At 71.1% G+C, this 16,175-nt stretch carries 17 protein-coding genes; 11 read left to right on the forward strand and 6 right to left on the reverse strand.

All coding sequences use genetic code 11. The features are described 5' to 3' along the window. Positions 1-9: 9 nt before the first annotated feature. Together ACZ4S3_RS23440 and ACZ4S3_RS23445 are read right to left on the reverse strand one after the other, a co-directional pair. The gene (locus ACZ4S3_RS23440) at positions 10-660 is read right to left on the reverse strand and encodes a Pr6Pr family membrane protein (protein WP_467937219.1); all 651 of its coding nucleotides are present in this window, start codon (positions 658-660) and stop codon (positions 10-12) included. A 240-nt stretch (positions 661-900) separates the two neighbouring features. Continuing rightward, positions 901-1,827, reverse strand: coding sequence for a metallophosphoesterase (locus ACZ4S3_RS23445; protein WP_467937221.1), 927 nt, complete (start codon positions 1,825-1,827; stop codon positions 901-903). Positions 1,828-1,966: 139 nt separating this feature from the next. Here ACZ4S3_RS23445 and ACZ4S3_RS23450 point away from each other — a divergent pair, with 139 nt between their 5' ends. Beyond that, positions 1,967-2,431: a GatB/YqeY domain-containing protein gene (locus ACZ4S3_RS23450; RefSeq protein ID WP_467937223.1), complete on the forward strand. Its 465-nt coding sequence runs from the start codon at positions 1,967-1,969 to the stop codon at positions 2,429-2,431. A gap of 138 nt (positions 2,432-2,569) precedes the next feature. Here the strand turns inward: ACZ4S3_RS23450 and ACZ4S3_RS23455 are convergent, their stop codons facing one another. Next, positions 2,570-4,759 (reverse strand): transglycosylase domain-containing protein, encoded by a 2,190-nt coding sequence (locus tag ACZ4S3_RS23455; protein WP_467937225.1) that lies wholly within the window; start codon positions 4,757-4,759, stop codon positions 2,570-2,572. 384 nt (positions 4,760-5,143) lie between these two features. On the opposite strand from ACZ4S3_RS23455, the gene ACZ4S3_RS23460 reads away from it, so the two are divergent. After that, entirely contained in the window at positions 5,144-5,485 is a 342-nt protein-coding gene (locus ACZ4S3_RS23460; protein WP_238574326.1) for a WhiB family transcriptional regulator, read from the forward strand. Positions 5,486-5,747: 262 nt separating this feature from the next. Here ACZ4S3_RS23460 and bagB read toward each other — a convergent pair whose 3' ends face one another. Then, on the reverse strand, positions 5,748-7,040 hold the full coding sequence (gene bagB / locus ACZ4S3_RS23465) for an ATPase BagB (RefSeq protein WP_467937228.1): 1,293 nt from the start codon (positions 7,038-7,040) through the stop codon (positions 5,748-5,750). Then, positions 7,037-8,014 (reverse strand): ATPase BagA, encoded by a 978-nt coding sequence (gene bagA, locus ACZ4S3_RS23470; RefSeq protein ID WP_467937230.1) that lies wholly within the window; start codon positions 8,012-8,014, stop codon positions 7,037-7,039. The genes bagB and bagA overlap by 4 nt, the downstream gene beginning before the upstream one ends. Before the next feature lie 173 nt (positions 8,015-8,187). On the opposite strand from bagA, the gene ACZ4S3_RS23475 reads away from it, so the two are divergent. The 6 genes from ACZ4S3_RS23475 to ACZ4S3_RS23500 all read left to right on the forward strand — a co-directional run bounded on the left by ACZ4S3_RS23475 (position 8,188) and on the right by ACZ4S3_RS23500 (position 11,806). Next, positions 8,188-8,346: a DUF4177 domain-containing protein gene (locus tag ACZ4S3_RS23475; RefSeq protein ID WP_020129281.1), complete on the forward strand. Its 159-nt coding sequence runs from the start codon at positions 8,188-8,190 to the stop codon at positions 8,344-8,346. Beyond that, positions 8,343-8,807 carry a RidA family protein gene (locus ACZ4S3_RS23480; RefSeq protein WP_467937232.1) on the forward strand — a complete coding sequence of 155 codons (465 nt, stop codon included), beginning with the start codon at positions 8,343-8,345 and terminating at the stop codon, positions 8,805-8,807. Before ACZ4S3_RS23475 ends, ACZ4S3_RS23480 begins: the two co-directional genes overlap by 4 nt. Before the next feature lie 93 nt (positions 8,808-8,900). After that, entirely contained in the window at positions 8,901-9,887 is a 987-nt protein-coding gene (locus ACZ4S3_RS23485; protein WP_467937233.1) for an NUDIX hydrolase, read from the forward strand. Further along, a complete protein-coding gene (locus tag ACZ4S3_RS23490; RefSeq protein ID WP_467937235.1) occupies positions 9,884-10,714 on the forward strand; it encodes an MBL fold metallo-hydrolase in 831 nt (276 codons plus the stop codon). Before ACZ4S3_RS23485 ends, ACZ4S3_RS23490 begins: the two co-directional genes overlap by 4 nt. Before the next feature lie 25 nt (positions 10,715-10,739). Further along, positions 10,740-11,159, forward strand: a complete 420-nt coding sequence (locus ACZ4S3_RS23495; RefSeq protein WP_467937236.1) for an agmatine deiminase family protein — start codon at positions 10,740-10,742, stop codon at positions 11,157-11,159. After that, the gene (locus ACZ4S3_RS23500; RefSeq protein WP_467937238.1) at positions 11,105-11,806 is read left to right on the forward strand and encodes an agmatine deiminase family protein; all 702 of its coding nucleotides are present in this window, start codon (positions 11,105-11,107) and stop codon (positions 11,804-11,806) included. Before ACZ4S3_RS23495 ends, ACZ4S3_RS23500 begins: the two co-directional genes overlap by 55 nt. A gap of 68 nt (positions 11,807-11,874) precedes the next feature. Here the strand turns inward: ACZ4S3_RS23500 and ACZ4S3_RS23505 are convergent, their stop codons facing one another. Continuing rightward, positions 11,875-12,549: a Crp/Fnr family transcriptional regulator gene (locus ACZ4S3_RS23505; RefSeq protein ID WP_006604164.1), complete on the reverse strand. Its 675-nt coding sequence runs from the start codon at positions 12,547-12,549 to the stop codon at positions 11,875-11,877. Positions 12,550-13,031: 482 nt separating this feature from the next. Between ACZ4S3_RS23505 and nth the strand changes: the two genes are divergently transcribed. The 3 genes from nth (at position 13,032) to ACZ4S3_RS23520 (ending at position 16,129) form a co-directional block, all read left to right on the forward strand. Further along, positions 13,032-14,114, forward strand: a complete 1,083-nt coding sequence (gene nth / locus ACZ4S3_RS23510) for an endonuclease III (RefSeq protein ID WP_467937239.1) — start codon at positions 13,032-13,034, stop codon at positions 14,112-14,114. Between the two features lie 73 nt (positions 14,115-14,187). Beyond that, on the forward strand, positions 14,188-14,916 hold the full coding sequence (locus ACZ4S3_RS23515; RefSeq protein ID WP_467937241.1) for an NUDIX hydrolase: 729 nt from the start codon (positions 14,188-14,190) through the stop codon (positions 14,914-14,916). Between the two features lie 13 nt (positions 14,917-14,929). Further along, a complete protein-coding gene (locus tag ACZ4S3_RS23520; protein ID WP_467937242.1) occupies positions 14,930-16,129 on the forward strand; it encodes a MarP family serine protease in 1,200 nt (399 codons plus the stop codon). Positions 16,130-16,175 lie beyond the last annotated feature (46 nt).

Below are 16,175 nucleotides of genomic sequence, written 5' to 3' on the forward strand. Positions count from 1 at the left end.
CAACGAGCTCTACTTTAGCGGACCGATCCCCATAGGTGAAATCCGGTTCTTGTGGCGGCGGGGAGCGGGCCTGACCTGGTCGATCGCGATGGTGATCAAGGGCAGGAGGCAGGCGGCCGCGGCGAGGGTGAGGGGGTGGGAGGGGGCGCTGGGGAAGGTGGGGACGGTGGTGAGGGCTAGGTAGAGGAGGGGGTAGGCCGGCCACTGCCAGGCGTAGGGCCGGCGGAAGCCGCGGGGCGCCGTCAGGAGGAGCCAGTCGGCCAGGGCGCAGAGGGGGGTGGCCGTGGTGAGGAGGTGGTTGGTGGTGCCGGTGGGTGGGACGAGGACGGTGAGGGCGAGGAAGCAGAGGAGCGCGCCGGTGATACGGGGGGATACGGGGCGGCGGCCCGTCCAGGCGCGGTGGGCGGAGACGGTGAAGCCGAGGGCCGCCGCGAGGTTGGCCTGGAAGGCGAAGTCGGCGAGGAGACGCGGCGGGTCGGGGGAGTGCGTGGCCGCCAGGGCGAGGCCGGTGAGGGCGGTCGCGACGATCAGGGCGCGCACGGTGGCCGCGAAGGGGCGGCGGACGGTGGGGGCGACGGCCGCTGCCGGGGTCCGGGCGGCGGCGCCGGCCGGGCCGGTCGCGTGGCGCGTGGACTGCGAGGTCCGGGTGGGGTCGGACATTCCTCCACGTTAGGGGGCGGGCCCCGGATGGGGGGAGGGACGGGGCCGGGCCGGGGCCCGTAGCGTCCCTCCCCGATCGGCCGGGCCGCTCGGTCCGGCCGTGGGCCTCGCAGGGGCGGTGCGGCTCGGCGTCATCGCGCCCGTGCCGTCAAAGGCCCGCCTTCGGCGTCATCGGCCCCGTTGCCATCGGTGGCCTCGGCCCGTGACGTCGGTGTCATCGGTCCCGCGGCACCGGTGGCGTCAGTCCCGCGCCACCAGGGTCAGCAGCGTCGCCTCCGGGGGGCAGGCGAAGCGGACCGGGGTGTAGCGGTTGGTGCCGCAGCCGGCGGAGACGTGGAGGTAGGAGGTGCGGCCGGCGGCGGTGTGGGTGGAGAGGCCCTTGACGCGGTCGGTGTCGATGTCGCAGTTGGTGACCAGGGCGCCGTAGAAGGGGATGCACAGCTGGCCGCCGTGGGTGTGGCCGGCCAGGATCAGCGGGTAGCCGTCGGCGGCGAAGGCGTCCAGGGAGCGCAGGTAGGGGGCGTGGACGACGGCCAGGGAGAGGTCGGCGCCGGATTCCGGGCCACCGGCCACCTCGGCGTAGCGGTCGCGCTTGATGTGCGGGTCGTCCAGGCCGGTCAGGGCGATCTCGACGCCCTCCAGCTTCAGGCGGCCGCGGGAGTTGGACAGGCCGACCCAGCCCGCCGCGTCGAACGCGTCGCGGAGGTCTTCCCACGGGTTGTGGACGACTCCGACGGCGGGCGCATTGCCGTTGAGGCCGTGCCGGCCCTGGGCCTTCTCGATCAGATAGCGGGCGGGGTTGCGCAGCTTGGGGCCGTAGTAGTCGTTGGAGCCGAAGACATAGGCGCCGGGGAACTCCATCAGGGGGCCGAGCGCGTCCAGCGTCTCGGGGACGCCGTCGGGGTCGGAGAGGTTGTCGCCCGTGTTGATCACGAAGTCGGGGCGCAGCCCGGCCAGCGACCGCAGCCAGCGCTGCTTCTTGCGCTGCCCGCCGACCATGTGGATGTCGGAGACCTGCAGGACGCGCAACGGTCGCATGCCGCGGGGCAGTACGGGCACGGTGACGCGCCGGAGGCGGAAGGAGCGGACTTCGAAGCCGGCGGCGTAGGCCAGGCCGGCCGCGCCGACTGCGGTCAGGGTCAGGGGTACTCCGTATCGCGCGCGCATGTCCCCATCGTTGCAGAGGAGAGGGGGGAGGGGGGAATGGGAGGGGGAGGGGAGTGGAGTGGGCAAGGGGAGGGGCGGCAGGGCCGGGCGGCGGGAAAAGGCGCGGCGGTTGTCGGTGGGTAGGGGCATACTCGACGGCATGACCACGCTCAAGTCCAAGCTGCATGACGACCTCACCACCGCGATCAAGGCGCGCGACGAGCTGCGTTCCTCCACCCTCCGTCTCACGCTGACCGCGATCCAGAAGGAGGAGGTCGCGGGCACCGAGGCGCGCGTGCTGTCCGACGGCGAGGTCGAGAAGATCATCGCGCAGGAGGCGAAGAAGCGCCGTGAGGCCGCGGACGCCTTCGAGAAGGGCGGCCGGAGCGAGTCGGCCGAGCGGGAGCGCGCCGAGCGCGAGGTGCTCGCGGACTACCTCCCCAAGCAGCTGACCGACGACGAGCTGGAGCAGCTGGTCGCGGCGGCCGTGGCGGAGGCCAAGGGCGCCGGCGCCGAGGGGCCGCGTGCGATGGGCGCCGTCATGAAGATCGTCAACCCGCAGGTGGCGGGCCGCGCCGAGGGCGGCCGGGTCGCCGTGGTGGTGAAGAAGCTGCTGGCGGGCTGAGCCCACGCCGCCTCGCCCGGCATTGCCGCCGGACGGCAGAAGAAGGGGCGCTCTCCTCATGGAGGGCGCCCCTTCTTCCTTGCGTCGGCGTGGCGGCCGTTCGTCCCGTCGGCCGGCGCCGGCCGTCCAACGGGCCGGTTACCAGCCTCCGTTATTGCCGCCCAGAATGTCCGGGAAGCCCGGGATGTGCCATCCACCGCCGGGCTTGTTGTCGCCGCCGTGGCCCCGGCCGGGCCGGGGCTTGCCCTTCCCCTTGCCGCTGTCGCCCTTGCCCTTGCCCGGGTCGTTGATCGGGACGGTGGACAGGGCCGGCGCGGGGCGGCCGGCCAGGGCGCCGGTCATGGCGTCGCGCCAGATGGGGCCGGGGGTGTCGGCGCCGTAGACCTTGTCGTGGGGGACGCCACCGATGGTGATGCCGTACATCTTGCGCTGGTGCTGCGGGTCGCCGACCCAGACCGCGCCGGCCGCGTTCGGGGTGTAGCCCACGAACCAGGCGGCGTAACGGCTGTCGCTGGTGCCTGTCTTTCCTGCGCTGTCGCGGCCCTTGAGGCCCGCCTTCTGGCCGGTGCCGTCCTGCACGACGCCCTTGAGGAGGGTGTTGATCGTGTCCGCGGTCTTCTTGGACATCGCGCTGCGGCAGCTGCTCTGCGGGACGGTCATCGCCTTGCCGCGCGCGTCGGTGATCGACTCGATGGCGATGGGGGAGCAGTACTCGCCCCCGTTGGCGAAGGCGGCGTAACCGGAGGCCATGGTCAGCGGCGACATTTCCTGCACGCCGAGCGTCATCGACGGAACTTGCTGCAACGGCTTGCCGTCCGCCCGCTCGATACCCATCTTCTGGGCCATCTTGACCGCCGGGCAGATGCCCATGTCGCTGATCAGCTGGACGAAGTAGGTGTTGACCGACTTCGCGGTCGCCTCCTTCATGCCGTACGGGCCGACCTCCGACTTGTTCTCGTTCTGGGTGGCATCCGTGCCCTGCCATTCGCCGTTGCAGGTCTGCACCGGGCTCGGATACTGCATCCGGAACGGCGAGGAGTACTTCTGGTACGGGCTGGTGCCCTGCTCCAGCGCGGCCGCCGCGACCACCGGCTTGAAGGTCGAACCGGGCTGGTAGCCGGCGCCGCCGCCCATGTCGTGGTCCACCGAGAGATTGATCTGGGTCTCGTGCGCGCCCAGACCGTACGGCCGGGACTGGCCCATGCCGAGGATCTTGCCGGTGCCCGGCTCGACGATCGTCGCGGCGCTGGCGACCGGGTCGTCCTCGTAGACGTGATCGCTGACCGACTTCTGAATCGCCTTCTGGGTCTGCGGATCGAGGGTGGTGTGAATCGTCATACCGCCCTGGTTCCAGCGCTTGGAACGGGCTGTCCGGTTCTTTCCGAAAGCCTTGTCGCTGAGAAAGACCTTGCGGATGTAGTCACAGAAAAAGCCCGCGCCGTCCACGGCGGTGATGCAGCCGTTCTTGGGGCGGCTGACCGACAGGCGGATCGGCTTCTGGGCGGCCGCGTGGGCCTGCGCCTGGGTGATGTCCTTCACGTCGGCCATCCGCTGCAGGACGGTGTTGCGCCGCCGGGCCGCCTCCTGCGGGTCGTTGACCGGGTCGTAGCGGCTCGGCGACTGGACGATGCCGGCCAGCAGGGCCGCCTCCTCCAGCTTCAGGTCCTTGGCGGGCTTGCTGAAATAGCGCTGCGAGGCGGCCTCGATGCCGTACGCCTGCTGCCCGAAGAAGGTGATGTTGAGGTAGTTCTGCAAGATCTTGCGCTTGCCGAGCTCCTTCTCCAGCTGGATCGCGTACTTGAGCTCCTTGACCTTGCGGCCGAGCGTCTGCTGGGTGGCCTGCGCGACCTTGTCGGGGTTGTCGCCCGCCTCCTCGATGAAGACGTTCTTCACATACTGCTGGGTCAGCGTCGAGGCGCCCTCGGAGACGCCGCCGGACTGGGCGTTCTTGTTGACCGCGCGCAGGATGCCCTTCAGGTCGACGGCGCCGTGCTGGTAGAAGCGGGCGTCCTCGATCGCGACGATCGCCTGCTGCATGTACGGCGAGATGTCCTTGAGGCCCACCACGGTGCGGTCGCGGGAGTAGACCTTCGCGATCTCGCCGCCCTTGGCGTCCAGGATGGTGGTCCGCTGGCTGAGCGGTGGCGTCTTCAGGTTGGCCGGTATGTCGTCGAAACCCTCGACCGAGCCCTTGGCGGCCAGGCCCAGCGCCCCGGCTGCGGGCAGCGCGATGCCGGCGAGTACGGCTCCGGCGAGGACGCTGACACCGAGGAACTTGGCGGCCATCTGGGTCTTGGACAGACCTCCGCCATCGCGCTTCTTAGCCATGCGGACAACCCTACGTTCTGAATCGCCGGACAGGGGTGCACCTGTTCGCTTAGCCTGTTCTCACCTGTCACAGCGGGATGGTTACGCCTCGGTTCGTCAACCCCCTCTCTCTGTGCAGACCGCACCCCTCTTGACCCCTTGTGTCGCCGCAAGTCCCTTGTGTCCACGGTGAAGTGTCCGGACTTGGATGGAAAGCGACATATGCCGTCCGGTCACTCCGTTGGGTGATCTGCCGCGTACGCATAGTCCGTTCGGGCCATTCAAGATTGGGCCCGAAGGGGGTGTTGCGCCCTGCCTGCCTTCCGTAACGTCCTCAACTGGCAACGGTGAATATGCCGCTTGCCGCCGTGGGGGAGCCTCGATTCGGGAGAGGACGGCGCCAGCATGAGCTGGGTAACCGACTGGAGTGCACAGGCAGCCTGCCGCACTACCGATCCGGATGAATTGTTCGTGCAAGGGGCGGCGCAGAACCGCGCCAAGGCGGTGTGCACCGGATGTCCGGTGCGTACGGAGTGCCTGGCCGATGCCCTGGACAACCGGGTGGAATTCGGTGTGTGGGGCGGCATGACCGAGCGGGAGCGGAGGGCGCTGCTGCGCCGCCGCCCGACCGTGACGTCGTGGCGCCGGCTGCTGGAGACAGCGCGTACGGAATACGAGCGCAGCACGGGCATCCTGCCGGTGGACTGCGAGGACGAGGCCTTCGACGAGTACGCCGCGGTCGGCTAGCCGAAAGCGGCGGGCCGGAAGCGGGCCGATAGCGAGCGAGCGGGCGGGCCATTGGGTCGGCACGCCACCAGGCAGTGGTCTGCTGCGTCAGCAAACCACTGGATCGGCGGATCTGCCCAAGTGGGCGTGGTCCGGACGCTGGTGGTCGGCCGTCAGTCAGCGGTCAGTCGTCGGCCTGCTTAGTCGCTGGCTTGCTCAATCGTCGTGGCTGGTCAATCGTCTTGGCTGGTCAGTCGTCTTGGGTGGTCAGCCGTCGGCTTGGTCAGCCTTCGGCATCGGCCGGGCCCAGTGCGAGGCGATCGCCGATCGCGCGCAGGCCGGCGAGGTCATGGACGTCACCGGGCAGCGCGGCGACCTCGGTCACCGGGACCTCGGGATGCAGCGCGGTGAAGCGGTCCCGTGTGCGCCGTTCGCGCGCAAGGACCTGCATGCGCTCCGCGTGCAGTCGTAGCAGCCCGGCGGCAAGCTGCGCCGCTGAGGCCGATGTGGGTGGCACCTGCTCCGCCGCGGCAGCGGGGGAGAGGCCGCCGGCGGTTCCTGAAGCAGCCTTCCCGTTGTGATGATCGACAATGCCGGCCGGTTCAAGATTTTCGGCATGGTCCGTGAGGGTCTCCGCGGCGGCCAGCGCGCGCTCCGCGCTCAGTTGGGCGGCGCCGCTGCCGTGCACACGGTTCAGTACGAGTCCGGCCAGCGGCATCTGCTCGGCGGCCAGCCGTTCGACGAAGTACGCCGCCTCGCGCAGCGCGTCCCGCTCCGGCGCGGCCACCACGAGGAACGCCGTGCCGGGCGCCTGCAGCAGCCGGTACGTGGCGTCCGCGCGGGTGCGGAAGCCGCCGAACATGGTGTCCATCGCGGCCACGAAGGTCTGCACATCGCGCAGGAGTTGACCGCCCATCAGCTTGCTGAGGGTGCCCGTCATCATGGACATGCCGACGTTCAGGAACTTCATCCCGGCCCGGCCGCCGACCTTCGCCGGTGCCATCAGCACCCGGATGAACTTGCCGTCCAGGAAAGAACCGAGGCGCTTGGGGGCGTCCAGGAAGTCCAGCGCGGAGCGGCTCGGCGGGGTGTCGACGATGATCAGGTCCCAGTCGTCGCCGGCGCGGAGCTGGCCGAGCTTCTCCATGGCCATGTACTCCTGCGTGCCCGCAAAACCGGCCGACAGGGACTGGTAGAAGGGGTTCTCCAGGATCGCGCGCGCCCGGTCGGCGTCCGCATGCCCTTCGACGATCTCGTCGAAGGTGCGCTTCATGTCCAGCATCATCGCGTGCAGTTCGCCGCCTGCCGCCTCGTCGACGCCCTTGACCTGCCGAGGGATGTTGTCGAGCTCCGAGATGCCCATCGACTGCGCCAGCCGCTTGGCCGGGTCGATGGTCAGCACGACGGCCTTGCGGCCGCGCTCGGCAGCCCGTACCCCCAGCGCCGCGGCGGTGGTCGTCTTGCCGACGCCGCCCGAGCCGCAGCACACCACGATGCGGGTGCGCGGGTCGTCGAGCAGCGCATCGATCTCGAGCCACGGGGCCGAGGCGTCCAGCGTCGTGTCGTCCGAGGTCATATGGGCCCCTGTTTCCGCAGGTCTCTCGCCAGGCGGTAGAGCCCGGCGAGGTCCACTCCCTCGGGGAGCAGCTCCAACTCGTAGGTGGGCAGGCCGATTGCCGTCAGCTCGGCATGCTCGGCGCGCTCCAGCTCGACCCGCTCGGCGTGCTCGCGGGCCTGCTCCAGCAGTGGGTCGATCAGCCGGTCGGCCAGTCCGCCGCGCCGTGCGCCGCCCAGGCCGGCCTGGGAGAGCGCCTTGGCGATGCCCGTACGGGCTCCGCGGGCGGCGATGTCGAGGTCACCGTTGTCCAGCAGGGCGGGGCGGGTCATGTTGATGACGATGCCGCCCACCGGGATGCCGGCGCCGCGCAGCTCAGCGATGCCGTCCGCGGTCTCCTGGACCGGCATCTCCTCCAGGAGCGTCACCATGTGGACCGCGGTCTCGGGCGATTTGAGGACCCGCATCACGGCCTGCGCCTGATTGTGGATGGGGCCTATCTTCGCCAGCCCCGCCACCTCGTCATTGACGTTCAGGAAGCGGGTGATGCGGCCGGTCGGCGGGGCGTCCATCACGACCGCGTCATAGACGAAGCGGCCGCTCTTGTCCTTACGGCGGACCGCCTCGCACGCCTTGCCGGTCAGCAGGACGTCCCGCAGGCCCGGCGCGATGGTCGTGGCGAAGTCGATGGCGCCGAGCTTCTTCAGCGCCCGGCCCGCGCCGCCCAGTTTGTAGAACATCTGGAGGTAGTCCAGGAGGGCGCGCTCGGCGTCGATGGCGAGGGCGAAGACCTCCCCACCGCCTGGTCCCACCGCGATTTTGCGCTCCTCGTACGGAAGCGCCTCGGTCTCGAATACCTGGGCAATGCCCTGCCGGCCCTCGACCTCGACCAGGAGGGTACGGCGCCCTTCGGTGGCGAGGGCGAGGGCGAGGGCAGCGGCGACCGTGGTCTTGCCGGTGCCGCCCTTGCCGCTGACGACATGGAGCCTGCTCACGCCAAGGAGCCTAACCAGTCCGCGTCGCGGCTACGCACGGGATACGCCTGGGATGTCCCCCAGATCCGTGGCGGAAATCTCCGGGACACGTCAGGGGCGCGGCGGGAACGCACCTCAGGGGCCCGGCGTGGACGGCGTCCGCCGCCGCCCCGTGCAGGTATTACGCTCGCCCCATGACCAAGTGGGAATACGCGACCGTGCCGCTGCTCGTGCACGCGACGAAGCAGATTCTGGACACCTGGGGCGAGGACGGCTGGGAGCTGGTCCAGGTCGTGCCGGGCCCGAACAACCCCGAGCAGTTGGTGGCCTACCTGAAGCGGGCGAAGGCATGAGCGCGGCGGAGGACAAGATCGCGGCGCTCGGCCTGAAGCTGCCGCAGGTCGTGCCGCCGCTGGCCACGTACCAGCCCGCGGTGCGCTCCGGTGCGTACGTCTTCACCTCCGGCCAGCTGCCGATGGTGGACGGTGCGCTGCCGGCCACCGGCAAGGTGGGCGCCGAGATCAGCCCGGAGCAGGCCAAGGAACTCGCCGCGACCTGCGCGCTCAACGCGCTGGCCGCCGTGAAGTCGGTGGTCGGCGACCTGGACAAGATCCAGCGGGTTGTGAAGGTCGTCGGGTTCGTGGCCTCCGCGCCGGACTTCACCGGTCAGCCGGGCGTCGTCAACGGTGCCAGCGAGCTGCTGGGCGAGATCCTCGGCGACAAGGGCGTGCACGCCCGGTCCGCGGTGGGCGTGGCGGTGCTGCCGCTCGATGCCCCGGTCGAGGTCGAGATCCAGGTCGAGATCGCCGAATAGCCGAAGAGCCGAAGAGCCGAAGAGTGGCCAGGGGCGCCGAATAGCGCCCAAGGGGCCCTCGAACATCCGCGCGCGAGCGCATAGCATCCGGCCATGTCGTCCACGACCAATGGCCAGTGGTACCCGCCGGAGTGGCCGGACCGGATCCGGGCGCTCGCGAGCGGCGAGCTGACCCCCGCCACACCCCGGCGGGCCGCGACCGTCCTGCTGCTGCGGGACGCCGCCCCTGGCTCCGCCTCGCGCGGCCCCGCCGTCCATATGCTGCGCAGACGCGCCTCCATGGCCTTCGCCGGAGGCGCGTACGCATATCCGGGCGGCTCCGTCGACCCGCGTGACGAGCGCCCGGTGGCCTGGGCCGGGCCGTCGCGCGCCCAGTGGGCGGTCCGGATGGGCGTCGACCCGGCCACCGCGCAGGCCATCGTCTGCGCGGCCGTACGGGAGACGTTCGAGGAAGCGGGCGTGCTGCTCGCCGGTGCCTCGGCCGGCACGGTCGTCGCGGACACCACCGGTGAGGACTGGGAGGCCGACCGCGCCGCCCTGGTGGCCCACGAGCTGTCCTTCGCCGAGTTCCTGGGCCGCCGTGGCCTGGTCCTGCGCTCCGATCTGCTCGGCGCCTGGGCGCGCTGGATCACCCCGGAATTCGAGCCGCGGCGCTACGACACCTGGTTCTTCGTCGCCGCGCTCCCCGAGGGCCAGCGGACCCTCCCCCAAGGACCTTCGACAAGCTCCGGTCCAGGGGGGACCCCCATCGCCTCCACAGAGGCGGACCTCGCGCTGTGGATCCGCCCGGAGGAGGCCGCGGCCGGCTACGACCGGGGCGAGCTGCTGATGATGCCGCCGACCATCGCGACGCTGCGTGGACTCCAGCCGTACGGCACCGCCGCGGACGCGCTGGCCGCGGCGGCGGCCCAGGACCTGACGCCGGTGCTGGCCCGTGCGCGTCTGGTGGGCGGCGAGATCGTGCTGAGCTGGCCGGGGCACGACGAGTTCACCAAGCACATCGCGACCGATGACGGCCCTGGGGACGGCGATGCCGATGGCTCCTCAGGCGCCACGAGCCCCTCGGGAGGGACCCCATGACCGAAGCAGCCGCCCTCCCCGGCCAGCCCCGAGGCGGAGTGATCTCCGGGCAGGCCACCGCCCGCGCCCACTGCGTGCTGGCCCCCAACCCGTCGGCGATGACCCTCGACGGCACCAACACCTGGATCGTGGCCGAACCGGACTCCGATCTTGCCGTCGTCATCGACCCCGGACCGCTCGACGAGACCCACCTCCAGACGGTCATCGACACCGCCGAGCGGGCCGGCAAGCGCATCGGGCTGACCCTGCTGACCCACGGTCATCCGGACCACTCCGAGGGCGCCGCCCGGTTCGCCGAGCTGACCCGTTCGGCCGTACGAGCCCTGGACCCGGCGCTGCGGCTCGGCGATGAGGGCCTGGCGGCGGGCGAGGTCATCACCACCGGCGGCCTGGAGCTGCGCGTGGTGCCGACACCGGGCCATACCGCGGACTCGCTCTCCTTCCACCTCCCGGCCGATGCCGCGGTCCTCACCGGCGACACGATCCTGGGGCGGGGCACCACTGTGGTCGCGCACCCTGACGGCCGCCTGGGCGACTACCTGGACTCCCTGCGACGGCTGCGTTCCCTCACCGTCGACGACGGCGTATCGACGGTCCTTCCCGGCCACGGGCCGGTCCTGAACGACGCTCAGGGGGCGGTGGAGTTCTATCTGGCGCACCGCGCGCACCGTCTCGCCCAGGTGGAGACCGCGGTCGAATCCGGCCGTCGCACCCCTGGCGAGGTTGTCGCCAGCGTCTACGCCGACGTCGACCGCTCCCTCTGGCCGGCCGCGGAACTGTCGGTGCGGGCGCAGCTGGACTATCTGGGCGAGCATGGGCTGATCTGATCCGCGGACGAAGCCGGAGCCTGCCGTGACCGAACTCCCGTGCGCGGCCGGGGCCGCGGACGTGTGGGCGATGCCCGCGGAGACCGTGCCGCACGCCCGTACCTACCTGGCCTGGCCGCCCGCCGCGTCCGTGTGGGGCGCGGACACCCCCGCCGTCCAACAGGACATTGCCGGGCCGGCCCGGACCATCGCCGCGTACGAACCGGTGACGGTGCCGGCCGCCCCGGAGGAGGAGCGGCGGGCCCGTCAGGCCTGCGGGGTGTCCGCTTCGGACCGCTCCGGGGTGGAGATCCTGCCCGTCCCGGTGGATGACCTGTGGGTACGGGACAGCGGGCCGGTCTTTGTGACGGGCCCCGGTGGCGTGGCGGGCGTCGACCTCGGCTTCAACGGGTGGGGCGGCGAACAGCCCGTCCCCGGGACGGGAATGTCGCCCGCCGCCTCCTGAAGCGCGCCGGAGCGCCTCGTATCGCCGCCGGGGTCGCCGCCGGGGTCGCCGCCGGGGTCACCGCCGAGGGCGGCGCCCTGGAGGCCGACGGCGAGGGGACCCTGCCGGCCACCGAGAGCTCGCTGGTCAACCCCAACCGCAATCCGGGCCGTTCGCGCGCCGACATCGAAAACGCCCTGCGGCAGGCGCTCGGCGTACGCACCGTCATCTGGATCGAGGGCGTACGCGGCGAGGACATCACCGACTGCCACATCGACGCCCTCGCCCGCTTCACGGAGCCCGGCGTGGTCGTCCTGAGCCGCCCGGAGCCCGCTGCGCCTCCCGTATGGCAGCGGGTGTACGAACAGGCGCGCACGGCCCTGGAGCGGGCCACGGACGCGGACGGGCGGCGGCTGCGGATCGTCGACCTGTCCGAGGCGTCCGAAGTCGGCGAACGCGGACCGGACTTCCTGGGGTCGTACGTCAACTACTGCGTCGCCAACGGGGCGGTGATCCTGCCGCGCTTCGGCGACCGGACGGCCGACGACCGTGCCGCCGGGACGCTGCGCGAGCTGTATCCGGGGCGGGAGATCCGGCAGATCCCGATCGACGTGATCGCGGAGGGCGGCGGGATCCACTGTGCGACGCAGCAGGAGCCGGTGGGGTAGCGGCGGCCGCATGGCGAAGGGCCCCTCGAATTCCGAGGGGCCCTTCCCAGGCTTGCCGCGGTGTGGTGTCAGCGCGAGCGCTTGGCCAGCCGCTCGACGTCCAGGAGGATCACGGCGCGGGCCTCCAGGCGGAGCCAGCCACGGCCGGCGAAGTCGGCGAGGGCCTTGTTGACGGTCTCACGGGAGGCGCCGACGAGCTGGGCGAGCTCCTCCTGGGTGAGGTCGTGCACGACGTGGATGCCCTCTTCGGACTGCACGCCGAAGCGGCGCGACAGGTCCAGGAGGGCGCGCGCCACACGGCCCGGCACGTCGGAAAAGACCAGGTCGGACATCTGGTCGTTGGTCTTGCGCAGGCGGCGGGCGACGGCGCGCAGCAAGGCCGTGGCGACCTCGGGGCGGGCGTTCAGCCAGGGCTGAAGGTCGCCGTGGCCCAGGCCGAGCAGCTTGACCTCGGTGAGCGCAGAGGCGGTGGCCGTGCGCGGGCCCGGGTCGAAGAGCGAGAGCTCGCCGATGAGCTCGCCGGGGCCCAGGACGGCGAGCATGTTCTCGCGGCCGTCCGGGGATGTGCGGTGCAGCTTCACCTTGCCCTCGGTGACCACGTACAGGCGGTCGCCGGGGTCCCCTTCGTGGAACAGGGCGTCGCCGCGGGCGAGCGTGACCTCTCCCATCGAGGCGCGCAGCTCGGCCGCCTGCTCGTCATCGAGCGCCGCAAAGAGCGGTGCGCGCCGCAGAACGTCGTCCACGAGATCTCTCCTTGTCGACATGCTCCGGGGGACTGTGGTCCCCATCATGCCGGAATGCAAAACAGTGCGATCAATCACAAGTTTGCCGGACCGGTGCCGCAAGCCATAAGGCAGGGGGCCGATTGGGGTCACGAATCACAGTGGCCGGGGCGGATGTCAGTGGGTGGCCTTAGTCTGGCCGAGTGTCCAATACGCCGGTGAGAGCAAGGGACTCGGGGGCTGAGCGAGTGAGCGCCGAGGGCGATTCCGCTGTGGGCGAACACCCGTCCACCGATGCGGCGAATGCGGATAAAGGTAACAAATCCCTCTCCGGGGTGACGTCCGGCCGGACGGGGGCGGCGCAGCGGTCCGGCGCGTCGCGGCCGGCTTCGGGAGCGACGCGGGACGCGGCGGCCAAGCGCGGGATACGGGCGGACGCAACCGCTGAGACCTCCGTATCGAAGAGCTTGGTAGGCAAGACCTCGGCAGGGAAGAAGGGCGCCGTGAAGGAAACCCCCGCGAAGCCGGCGGCAGCCAAGAAGGCCGTCGAGAAGACCGCAGCCAAGTCCGCAGCCAAGACCGTCGCCAAGAAGGCCGTGACGACGAAGGACGCCGCGACGAAGAAGGCGGCGGTGGCCAAGGCGCCTGCCGCGACGAAGACCGCCGCGAAGAAGACGGCCGCGACGAAGAAGGCGGCTACGAAGACCGCCGCTACGAAGACCGCCGCGGCCAAGAAAACCCCCGCCAAGAAGTCCGCTCCTGCCAAGAAGTCCGCCGCCGCGAAGAAGGCGGCCCCCGCCAAGAAGGCTCCCGCCCGCAAGCCCGAGTCGCGGGCCGCCATGGTGCGGCGGGCGCACCGGATCAACCAGGAGCTGGCCGAGCTGTATCCGTACGCCCACCCGGAGCTGGACTTCACCAACCCCTTCGAGCTCCTGGTCGCCACGGTGCTGTCGGCGCAGACCACCGACCTGCGGGTCAACCAGACCACCCCGCGCCTGTTCGCGGTCTGTCCGACGCCCGAGGACCTGGCCGCGATGGACCCCGAGCGGCTGGAGGAGCTGATCCGGCCGACCGGCTTCTTCCGGGCCAAGACCAAATCGCTGCTCGGGCTGTCGGCGGCGCTGCGCGACCGCTTCGGCGGCAAGGTGCCGGGCCGCCTGGAAGACCTCGTCACGCTCCCCGGTGTCGGCCGCAAGACCGCCAATGTGGTGCTGGGCAATGCCTTCGGCGTGCCGGGGATCACCGTGGACACGCACTTCGGCCGGCTGTCGCGCCGCTTCGGCTGGACCACCGCGGAGGACGCCGAGAAGGTTGAGGCGGACGTCGCCGCGATCTTCCCCAAGAGCGAGTGGACGATGCTCTCGCACCGCGTCGTCTTCCACGGCCGCCGCGTCTGCCACTCCCGTAAGCCCGCCTGCGGCGCCTGCGCCATCGCCCCGCTCTGCCCTTCGTACGGCGAGGGCGAGACGGACCCGGAGAAGGCGAAGAAGCTGCTGAAGTACGAGCTGGGCGGTCAGCCGGGGCAGCGGCTGAAGCCGCCGGCCGACTATCCGGGGCAGCCCGCGCCCCCGATGGCGGCCTCATGACGGCCGCCGCGATGACCACCGGAGGCCCCCAGAAGGGGGACCGACCATAGATGCCAGGGGCTGAGGGGCGCGTATGACGAGTGCACGGGAGCAGTACGGCGAGGAGACCGAGACCCGCGCGGGGACGGTGTGCGGCCGGGAGGTTACCGTCACGGCCGACGGCCTGCCCGAGTGGCTGGCCCCGGTGGCCCGCGCGGCCGCCACGATCGAGCCGCGGCAGCTCAGCCGCTTCCTGCCGCCCGAGAGCGGCGGCCGGCAGTCCGCGGTGCTGATCCTCTTCGGCCAGGGCCCGCGCGGCCCCGAGCTGCTGCTTCTGGAGCGCGCCGGCACCCTGCGCTCGCACGCCGGCCAGCCCTCCTTCCCCGGTGGCGCCCTCGACCCGGAGGACGGCGATCCCGAGGGGCACGGCCCGGTGCGGGCGGCGCTGCGCGAGGCCCAGGAGGAGACCGGCCTCGATCCGGCCGGTGTCCAGGTCTTCGGTGTACTGCCGCGGCTCTACATCCCGGTCAGCGGCTTCGTCGTGACGCCCGTCCTGGGCTGGTGGCGCGAGCCGAGCCCGGTGGGCGCGGTGGACCAGGCGGAGACCGCCCGGGTCTTCACGGTTCCCGTGGCGGATCTCACGGATCCGGCACATCGGGTGACCACCCGCCACCCCAGTGGACACGTCGGCCCGGCGTTCCTTGTCGAGAACGCCCTGGTCTGGGGCTTTACGGCCGGTGTCATCGACCGGATTCTGCATTACGCCGGCTGGGAGATTCCGTGGGACCGTGACAAGCAGGTCCCGCTCGACTGGCGCTCGTGAGACGGTGTCCGGCGTGAACGTCCTGGACATCCTGCTGCTGGTCGCCGCCGTGTGGTTCGCGATCGTCGGCTATCGGCAAGGCTTTGTCGTCGGCATCCTGTCCGTGATCGGCTTCCTCGGGGGCGGCCTGATCGCGGTGTATCTGCTGCCGGTGATCTGGAACGAGATCACCGGCGACGCGACGCCCGGCACCTTCGCGGCCATCGCGGCGGTCGCGATCGTGATCGTGTGTGCCTCGGTGGGCCAGGCGCTCACCACCCACCTGGGCAACAAACTGCGCCGCTACATCACCTGGTCACCGGCGCGGGCCCTGGATGCGACCGGTGGCGCGCTGGTCAACGTCCTGGCGATGCTGCTGGTCGCGTGGCTGATCGGCTCGGCCCTGGCGGGCACGTCCCTGCCGACGCTCGGCAAGGAGGTCCGTAACTCCAAGGTGCTGCTGGGCGTGTCCCGGGTGATGCCTCAGGAGGCCAACACCTGGTTCGCGGACTTCTCCGCCGCGCTCGCGCAGAACGGCTTCCCGCAGGTCTTCACGCCGTTCTCCAACGAGCCGATCACGAACGTGCCCGCGCCCAACCCGGCGCTGGCGGGCGGCCCGGTGGCGGCGCACGCCAAGCGCAGCATCGTCAAGGTCGTCGGTACGGCGCCCAGCTGCGGCAAGGTCCTCGAAGGCAGCGGCTTCGTCTTCGGGAAGCACCGCGTCATGACCAACGCGCATGTCGTCGGCGGTGTGACCCGGCCGACCGTCCAGGTGGGCGGCGAGGGGCGCCAGTACGACGCCAAGGTGGTGCTCTACGACTGGGAGCGCGATATCGCGGTCCTGGACGTGCCCTCGCTGGACGCCCCGGCGCTGAAGTTCTCCGGCCCGGACGCGAACAGCGGCAAGAGCGCCATCGTCGCCGGCTTCCCGGAGAACGGCGGCTATGACGTCCGCGCGGCCCGGATCCGCGGCCGTATCCAGGCCAACGGCCCGGACATCTACCACCGCGGCACGGTCGCCAGGGATGTCTACTCGCTCTACGCCACGGTCCGGCAGGGCAACTCCGGCGGCCCGCTGCTCACCCCTAAGGGTGAGGTCTACGGCGTCGTCTTCGCGAAGTCGCTGGACGACTCCCACACCGGCTACGCACTGACCGCCGACGAGATCCGCGAGGACATCACCAAGGGGCGTACGGCCGTGCGGCAGGTCAACAGCCAGGGCTGCGCGATCTGAGACAGGCGAGGCGCGCGGCGCGGGGGACCGAGGTTTCCCGCGCCGG

It is taken from the genome of Streptomyces sp. NPDC028368, from assembly GCF_055565615.1.